Source organism: Zwartia panacis (assembly GCF_030410395.1).
Taxonomy (GTDB): Bacteria; Pseudomonadota; Gammaproteobacteria; order Burkholderiales; family Burkholderiaceae_B; genus Zwartia; species Zwartia panacis.
The window spans coordinates 1-255 of record NZ_JAUHHF010000050.1 but is presented as its reverse complement, the minus strand read 5'-3'; the positions used below and the strand labels follow the sequence as shown (position 1 = coordinate 255).

1 pseudogene is annotated in these 255 nt (G+C 51.8%); it reads right to left on the bottom strand.

Features of this window, described 5'->3' with window-relative positions:
- A pseudogene (locus QWY30_RS15900) lies at positions 1-205 on the bottom strand (hypothetical protein); the annotation flags it as partial.
- Positions 206-255 lie beyond the last annotated feature (50 nt).

Below are 255 nucleotides of genomic sequence, written 5' to 3'. Positions count from 1 at the left end.
CGATACCCACAACCAAATCAATGCGCTGACGCATGTGACGGTAGACGAAAATATCAATCAAGGCCCTGAATGCTCTTGGGTCCTGCAAGAGTGGCGTGATGTCACGAAACATCACCCCCGGCTTGGGCCAGTCCGGAATCGTTCTGATCAGCCCGCGTACGATTTCCATCGGATCCTGATGTGAAGGGATGATGGGCATGATCATGAGATAGCACTCCGAGAAGGGTCATTCGCATACTGCGCAGACTAGTTTAA